Origin of the sequence: Streptomyces sp. NP-1717 (genome assembly GCF_022695985.1) — a bacterium.
Taxonomy (GTDB): Bacteria; Actinomycetota; Actinomycetes; order Streptomycetales; family Streptomycetaceae; genus Streptomyces.
Genome location: NZ_JAAPBF010000002.1, coordinates 101,728 through 109,469, shown reverse-complemented (window position 1 = coordinate 109,469; position 7,742 = coordinate 101,728). Strand labels below are relative to the sequence as shown.

General features: G+C 68.7%; 6 protein-coding genes. 4 read left to right on the top strand and 2 right to left on the bottom strand.

Annotation, left to right across the window (positions count from 1 at the left end; all coding sequences use genetic code 11):
- Positions 1–2,314: WD40 repeat domain-containing protein (locus GXP76_RS00895; protein WP_242569435.1), on the top strand; the 2,314-nt coding region annotated here is incomplete at its 5' end.
- A gap of 145 nt (positions 2,315–2,459) precedes the next feature.
- Positions 2,460–3,383, top strand: a complete 924-nt coding sequence (locus GXP76_RS00890) for an endo-beta-N-acetylglucosaminidase H (RefSeq protein ID WP_242569434.1) — start codon at positions 2,460–2,462, stop codon at positions 3,381–3,383.
- Between the two features lie 67 nt (positions 3,384–3,450).
- On the opposite strand, the gene GXP76_RS00885 is transcribed toward GXP76_RS00890, so the two are convergent.
- Entirely contained in the window at positions 3,451–4,962 is a 1,512-nt protein-coding gene (locus GXP76_RS00885) for a triacylglycerol lipase (RefSeq protein WP_242569433.1), read from the bottom strand.
- 324 nt (positions 4,963–5,286) lie between these two features.
- Positions 5,287–5,709 carry a VOC family protein gene (locus tag GXP76_RS00880; RefSeq protein ID WP_242569432.1) on the bottom strand — a complete coding sequence of 141 codons (423 nt, stop codon included), beginning with the start codon at positions 5,707–5,709 and terminating at the stop codon, positions 5,287–5,289.
- 155 nt (positions 5,710–5,864) lie between these two features.
- On the opposite strand from GXP76_RS00880, the gene GXP76_RS00875 reads away from it, so the two are divergent.
- Complete coding sequence (locus GXP76_RS00875) at positions 5,865–6,863, top strand: YafY family protein (RefSeq protein WP_242569431.1); 999 nt, start codon at positions 5,865–5,867, stop codon at positions 6,861–6,863.
- Between the two features lie 386 nt (positions 6,864–7,249).
- Positions 7,250–7,738 carry a PhzA/PhzB family protein gene (locus tag GXP76_RS00870; RefSeq protein WP_242569430.1) on the top strand — a complete coding sequence of 163 codons (489 nt, stop codon included), beginning with the start codon at positions 7,250–7,252 and terminating at the stop codon, positions 7,736–7,738.
- Positions 7,739–7,742 lie beyond the last annotated feature (4 nt).

The window sequence follows — 7,742 nt, the reverse complement described above, 5'->3', positions numbered from 1 at the left end:
GACGGTGCTCGCGTTGGTCGCCTCCGGGCTCTTCTTGTGGCGTAACGCGGAGCTGGACGGGCAACTGCGGCGGGCGGCGTCCGAGCAACTGGCGGTGCGGGCCGAGCAACTCGACGATGTGTCGATGGTGACGTCGGCGCTGCTCTCGGGGGCGGCGTACCGCACGGCCCGGGAACCGGAGGCCCGCACCGCGCTGATCAGGCAGTATCTGCGGCTGCGTCACGTGGAACGGGTGGTGTGGGACAACCACGCCCCGGTCCGTGATGTCGCGATGAGCGAGGACGGCGAGCGGATCAATGTGGGCATGACCTCCGGCGACGCTGTCGGTCTGACGCTCGGCGACGGCGACGGCGACGGCGACGGCGAGGGCGAGGGCGGCGGCAAGGGCGAGGTGCACGAGCGCGGCCTGCCGACGGGATCGAGGATCGTCGCGCTCTCGCCCGACGGGCGCATGTCCGCGCGGGCGTCGGTCAACGGCAAGGTGTCCCTGGGCATCGCCACGGAAGCCGGGGGCGACTGGCGCACGGTGGTCCTGCGGGACGGTGACGCCGTACGGGAGAACGCTCGCGCCGCCGTCGACCTCCGCTTCGACGGCACCGGGCGCCGGGTGCTCGCGTCACTGCCCGGCGAAGGGGTCCTGGCCTGGCAGTCCGGCAGCGGCCGCCGCGTGGGCAGGACGCTGGCCGCGCCGGAGGGCTGGGAGACGGCCGAGGCGTGGTTCGGCCCGGAGGCGACGGTGATCGGCCGGATCACCCAGGAGGGCGCGGCCGCAGGGGCCGAGGGCCGCCTGGTCCGCTGGAGCCTCGACAGCGGCCGACGCGACTCGGCGGCCTGGGGAACGGACCGGACCGGCGCCGTCACGGTGAGCGGCGACGGCCGGACGCTGGTGCGGTGCACTCCGGAAGGGCTCCTGCAGTCCTGGGACCTGACCGGCACGCCGACAATGCGCAAGGAGTACAGCACACGGCAACTGGGCCTGGTCTGCCCGCTGTACGTGCCACGGCTGGACCGGACCGGCCGCTATCTCATCAACCCGGTGCAGCGCTTCGGCAGCTCATTCGGCAGATTCCGGTTCCTGGTCCTGGACCTGGCCGAGGGGCGCCCCGGCACCTTCGATCTGCCCGCGCCCACACAGCAGGACGAGTCGTTCACCGGCAGCTCGCAGATGCCCGCCGTCGCACTCACCGGACCGCCCGGGAAGCTGCGGGCCGCGGTCGGCGTCGGGGCGACGGTGATGGTGGCGCGTGTCCCGGAGCCGTCCGCGTTCGACAGCGCGATGCTCACCGCCCGGATCAGGACGGTGGACGCCGACCGCGGGCGCGTCATCAGCGTCGACGCCGACGGCAACGGGCTGCGCCTGTGGGACCTGCGTACGCACGAAATGCTGGCGGCGGTACGGCCGTCCCGGCCGCTGGCCGGGCTGTACAGCACGTACAGCCCGGACGGCGGACGGGTCCTCACACCGGCGGCCGACGGGCGCACCGTCCTGGTCTGGGAGACGGACGGGAGCACGCTGAGGGAACTTGACCGGATCGATCTGCCACGACCGCCGGACATCGACCCCACAGGCCCCGATGCGCGATCCGGGCGCACACCGGCGTGGGTCAACATCACCTTCGACAGCCCCGACCACGTGGTGATCTCGGCACTGTCGTACGTCGTGCGATGGGACCTGACGCGGGGCCGGGAAGCGGGCACGGCCTACCGGCCCAGGGCCCAGGAGTCGGTCGAGGTCTCGTTCGCGGCGGCGGGCACCTGGGCGGCGGCGCGCCCGGGTCACGGGCAGGCGGCGGTGCGCACACCCGCCGGGAAGTACGACATCGTGATCTGGGACTTCGAAGAGGGCCAGGAGGTCGATTCGATCGACCTCAAGGGGTTCGGCGTGGTCAAGCAGTTGGGCTTCGACCCGACGGGACGACTCCTCGCGGTGCTGACCTACGACGGCGGCGTACGGGTGTGGGACATGGACAAGGAGAAGTGGCTCAAGCCGCTGGCGTACCGGGGTGTCCAATGGCTCGCCGCCTTCGCCTCGAAGTCCACCCTCAGCACCCAGAGCACGCTCAACGAGTACACCGCCTGGGACGTCCGTACCGGCACCGAGCGCTATCACTTCACACCGGGGTACGCCGCGACCGCCGATCTCACCGAGGACGGCAGATCCATGGGCCTGGTCGACGGGTCGGACGGCCACGTCCTCTCACTCGATCCGGAGAAATGGCTGGACGCACTGTGCTCGGTGGCGGGGCGCGACCTCTCGTCGGGGGAGAAGTCCCTGGCCCCGCCGGGCAGCAGGACGGACCAGGTCTGCGACTGAGCCGCCGTCGCGGTGGGACGTACGGGGAAGTCGTGAGAGTCCGTGCGAAGTTCTCGGGATCCGGTGACGGGAGCGGAACACTGGGAGGGCTCACTCGGCGCTTCGAACAGGTCGGGCGCCGACCCATGAGATGGGAGACCGATCCATGTTCACTCCGTTGATGAACAGAGTGCGGACGGCCGCGCTGGCGCTGGCCGCCGTCGCGGCCGTCACCTTGGGCACGACCGCGACGACCGGAGCGGCAGCGGCCCCCGCTCCCGCCCCCCTGAAACAGGGGCCGACCTCGGTGGCGTACGTCGAGGTGAACAACCACAGCATGCTCAACGTCGGCAAGTACACCCTCGCCGGCGGTGGCGGCAACGTCTTCGACGTCGCCATCATCTTCGCGGCGAACATCAACTACGACACGGGCACGAAGACGGCGTACCTGCACTTCAACGAGAACGTGCGGCGCGTCCTCGACAACGCCGCCACGGAGATACGGCCGTTGCAGCAGAAGGGCATCAAGGTCGTCCTCTCGGTGCTCGGCAACCACCAGGGCGCGGGCTTCGCCAACTTCCCGTCCCAGCAGGCGGCTTCGGCGTTCGCCGGACAACTCTCGGACGCCGTGGCCGAGTACGGCCTCGACGGCATCGACTTCGACGACGAGTACGCCGCGTACGGCACCAACGGCACCGGCCAGCCCAACGACAGCTCGTTCGTGCACCTGGTGACGGCCCTGCGCGCGAACATGCCGGACAAGATCATCAGCCTCTACAACATCGGCCCGGCCGCGTCGCGGCTCTCCTACGGCGGCGTCGACCTCTCGTCCAAGTTCGACTACGCCTGGAACCCGTACTACGGCAGCTGGCAGGTCCCGCGCATCGCACTGCCCAAGTCGAAGCTGTCCCCGGCCGCCGTCGAGATCGGCCGGACCTCACAGAACACGGCGGCCGACCTCGCCCGCCGCACCGTCAGCGAGGGGTACGGCGTCTATCTGACGTACAACCTCGACGGCGCCGATCGCAGCGCCGACGTCTCCGCGTTCACCAGGCAGCTCTACGGCAGCGACGCCATCTACACACGGTAGGACCGCGCCTCGCGCGGGCCGCGCCCTCGACAACGATGTCGAGGGCGCGGAGCGCCCGGCGGGCCCATCAGGCCCAGGGTGTGACGGTGAGCCGGATTCTCGACCGGTCACCGAGAATCGGCACGGCGGTGGAGGGCAGCGGGATGTGCGCGACCCACGTGTCGCTCTGTGGGTCCTCGTCGTTGAGGGGCACGCCGCCGGGTTCGTGGTGACTGATGGCGCCGGGGATGAGCGAGTTCCAGGTGGCCCAGATCCCGGGACCGCTGTCCGCAGTACCGATGTCGACGACCAGGATGTCGTCGAAGTCGGCGGTCCGCTCAAGATGGTCACCGAAGCTCAGGAACCCATTGTGTTCCCGTAGCGAGAGGACGCGCACGTGCAGCGCGTAGCGCATGGTCTCGGTGCCCGGCGGACGGGACAGGTCCCCGCACAGGAATGTCGTGGCCAGCGGGACGGACCCGTCAGGCGGGTCGTCGGCCTGCTGAGCCGAGAGCTGGATGGGGCACCAGTGGGAGGCCAGTTGCTCGTGCATCACGATCGGCAGGCCGCGCACCGACAGTTGCACCTCGGCCTGCCATGTGACGCCGTCTCCCGAAGCGAGCTGATGGTTGACCAGCGCGGCTTCGACCTTCCGGTCGCCGAAGAGGAAACGCCGTAGGTTCTGGTACCCCTCCTCGGAGTTGACCAGGCCGTACCGTCCGCTGTGGCTGCGGTGCACATAGGCGCGGTAGGCGCCTGGAACATAGGCGTTCTCGATCTGGACCAGCCCGTCGCTCCGGGCGCCGACGGCGGCCGAGGACAGGCCGAGCGCGACTTCGTAGTCCTTCGGATCGGTTCCCACCAGGCAGAAGACCCGGTTGCGAGGGAAGGCCCCGCCGCCCTCCGGCATGTCGCGAGGGCTCCAGGAGTCAGGACGGCCCTGAGGATCCACCTCGCTCTCAGGGGTCAGATACTCGTACATGCGCTGCGGCCCGAAGACATCTGCTCCGCTGATGCCGATGGCATCCCGTACTTTTTCCAGCAGTCCGAAGCCGATGTCGAAGGTGATACCTCCGTGCGGGGTCCCGTAAGTGAAGAGCTTCTCCACATAATCCGTCGGCTCGCGATTCAGATCGGGGAGGATCTTCTGCAGGAGGCATCGGCAGACGAGCCCGCCCATGGAGTGTGCGACGAGAATCACGCGCGGTGCCCCGGTCTTGGCCCGGAGCTTCTCAATCAGACGCAGCAGGTCGGCTGCGGCGTCCTCCAGCCGGAACTCCTGAGGGTTCCCGCCCCATGTGCTCGCGGACACGTCGTAGAAGCGGTGCACCCAGATGCTGTTGGGCGGAATGTCGTCGTGACCGTCGAGGTAGGCCTCCTGGTCGCCCTCGACGAGAATCCGGTAGCCGACGTCGAGATGTAGTCGCAGCAGAGGGCTTTCGAACTGGTAGTAGCTGGGGTGGTTGTCCGGGCCGACTCGTACATGGGTGGAACCCTCGTTGAATCCGTAGAAGGGATCCATGACAGCGGCGTTGATGCCCGACGTATCACCGGCGAAGCCTCTGACATAGACGATCGGGAACCTGACCACATCCGTCATGAGTTCTCCCTGGCGATTCGCTGAGAACCGGGTGGGCGGGAAAGAGAGCCCACAGTCCACCCGTACAGTGCCCCTCGGCTCTACGCACGCCCAGGACTTTCAGCGTCACCCGCATGGCCTAACGGCTGTCCCGTAATGAGGCGGTCGGGCTCCCCGAGTTCCGGCCCCTGTCCCGGGCGGGAGTGCCGGGCGCGCGTTCCCGGTGCCCGCGAGTGGCCGCGACTTCTCGGTCCGGCCTTCGCGCCCGTCGGGCCGGGCCCGACCTGCCCCGTGCGGCTGCGGCTGCCCGCACGGGGCCAGGTCGGGCAGGTCGAGTCGGTCTGCTCAGCCGTTGTACGGAGCGGTGACGTCCAGGACCCAGGTGACGCCGAAGCGGTCGGTGAGCATCCCGTACAGCGGTGCCCACTGCGCGGGCTCCAGCGGACGCACGATGGTCGAGCCCTCGGCGAGCCTGCCCCACAGGGCGCTGAGTTCCCCGGCGTCGTCGCCGCGTACGGAGACGAAGAACGGGTTCTCGCCCTGCTGCCAGGGCAGTTGCGAGGGCACGTCGTAGGCCATGACGTGGAAGCCGTTGTCGCCGACGACCTCTCCCCACATCACCCAGTCCGCCTCGCTCTCGTCCTGGACGGTGCCGGCGTCCTTGTAGGTGACCGCGACCGTACGTCCGCCGAAGACGGACCGGTAGAAGTCCAGCGCCTCGCGTGCGGCGCCCCGGAAGTTCAGATGGGTGGTGGTGGTGACGGACATGACCTGCTCCTTGCCTCGATGTGAATGGACCGCCGGCCGTCCAAGCTCCGCGGCGGCCGCCGTGACCAGGAGCGATGCGTCCCGGACGGCTCGTGGCCAACCCTGGCGGAGGTAGAGGACAGGGTGTGTCCTGTACCGCGAGGAGGATGGGTGTCATGCAGAAAACGTCCTCGCGGCTGCTCTCGTTGCTCTCGCTGCTACAAACGCGCCGTGACTGGTCCGGCGAGGATCTCGCCGGACGTCTCGACATCACCTCGCGCACCGTGCGCCGTGACATCGACCGCCTGCGCGGACTCGGCTACCCGATCACCACCGTCAAAGGACCGGCGGGCGGCTACCGGCTGGAGGCCGGCACTCATATGCCGCCCCTGCTGTTCGACGACGACCAGGTTGTCGCCCTGACCGTCGCCCTCCGGACCGCGGCCGCCGGCACCGCGGTCGCCGAGGACGCTTCCCGCGCCCTGGCCACCCTCCGCCAGGTCATGCCGCCCCGCCTGCGCCACCGCATCGACCTGCTGCGCGTCACCGCCGTCCCGCCGCCCGCGGCCGGTGACACCCTCCAGGTCGAGGCCCACGTACTGATGGAGCTGAGCCGCGCCGTCCACGCCCGCGAGGAACTGCGCTTCGACTACGCCCCGGGCCGGGGCGCCCCGGCCGGCAACCCCCGCCGAGTTCAGCCCCACCACCTGGTGACGTGGCGTCAGCGCTGGTACCTCGTCGCCTGGGACCTCCACCGGGAGGACTGGCGTACCTTCCGCGCCGAGCGCATCCGGCCCCGCATCCCCACCGGCCCCCGCTTCGCCCCTCGTGAACTGCCCGGCGGCAACATCTCCACCTTCATCACCAGCCGGTTCCGCGGCAACGACGGCACCACCACCGGCTGGCCCTGCCAGGGCGAGGTCATCCTCCACCTCCCGGCCGCCGACGTCGCGCCCTTCGCCCAGGACGGAGTCGTCGAGGAACTCGGCCCCCACCACTGCCGACTCGTCCTCGGCTCCTGGTCATGGACCGGACTCGCCACCGCGATCGGCCGCTTCGACACCGCCATCGATGTCATCGGCCCACCCCAACTGGCCACCGCCTTCGGGGATCTCGCCACCCGCTACACCCACGCCGCCCGCGCCACGAGACCCGGGACCGGCCCGACGCGGTGAGGACTACGGCCGGTCGCACCCGGCCCGATCCTCCGCACCCACGGGGAGAAACCGGACCGAAGAAGGGCGACATTCACAAAATCGTGTCACGCGCTCTGAAGAACTAGAGCCGTACTCGTAATTGAGTGGAGCGACGGAGTTGTTCGGCGACCGTCGGGAGTTCGGCTCAAACACCCTTTCACCTCGGTCGACGTGGGATGCCGCCCACGGCGGGGGCGTGAATAGGCGCCGGAATTCTGGATTCAACTTGAAAAAGTTTCGCCAGTCGCCGGGCGCGCGCATTTTCGTGAGGCAACCGATAATTGCAGCCGCTGAGTACGCATTGATATGGTCCCGGCGACGTCGAACAGGCGTTCATGCCGGATCAGCGTAGTAAGGCGGGGGAAATGCCGAATACAAGCACTGCCACGCAGGCCGAGGAAATCGTTCGGAATCGTGAACACAATCGACGGATCGTCGACCAGTACATGCACACGCTCGGACAGGACCGGCTGCGGCGCCATGAATTGTTCACCGAGGACGGCCAGGGCGGGCTCTGGACCACGGAGACGGGTGAGCCGATCGTCATCCGCGGCCGGGACCGGCTGGCCGAGCACGCGGTCTGGTCGCTCCAGTGCTTCCCCGACTGGGAGTGGACCGACATCGAGATTTTCGACACCCAGGACCCCGACCGGTTCTGGGTGGAGTGCAACGGTGCCGGCAGGATTCGCTTTCCGGGTTATCCGGAAGGGCGCTACGAGAATCACTTCATCCATAACTTCCTTTTCGAGAACGGGAAAATAAAGTTGCAGCGGGAATTCATGAACCCGTGCCAGCAGTTCCGTTCGCTCGGTATCGAGGTGCCGCATGTCGTGCGGGCCGGAATACCGACTTGAGCGA